We start from the raw sequence: 310 nt of genomic DNA, 5'->3' as shown, positions 1-310 counted from the left end.
GCGTCTTTCACCTGGTAGGTAAAGGCCTCGGTCACCACGTTCGGCCCATCGTTGATGTGATTGGGCGAGTTCGGCGCCGACGTCAGGGTGTAGGTGTAAGAGCCATCAGCATTGAGCTGGATCTGCCCGTATTGCCCCACTGCGTTTCCAACCAAGGTGAACGTCAGGGCTCCGGAGCCGCCCGTGACCGACCCCGCCAACGAGCCCGACGCCGTCTCGGCGGTCGAGGTCGGATCGCTGCCGGTGACGTTGCCCGCCGCCAGGTCATTGCCATCGCGGACCAGGTCCAGGGCCTTCTCATACACCGTCA

The 310-nt window shown here is 63.9% G+C and carries 1 protein-coding gene; it reads right to left on the bottom strand.

The genetic code is table 11. The annotated features are described in order from the left end of the window. Positions 1-310, bottom strand: a 310-nt coding sequence (locus F3J43_RS23725) for a VCBS domain-containing protein (RefSeq protein WP_166893065.1), incomplete at both ends; no start/stop codon positions are given.

It is taken from the genome of Pantoea sp. Cy-639 (assembly GCF_011752525.1).
Taxonomy (GTDB): Bacteria; Pseudomonadota; Gammaproteobacteria; order Pseudomonadales; family Pseudomonadaceae; genus Aquipseudomonas.
The sequence above is the reverse complement of the archived record's forward strand: the minus strand, read 5'-3'. Positions and strand labels throughout refer to the sequence as shown.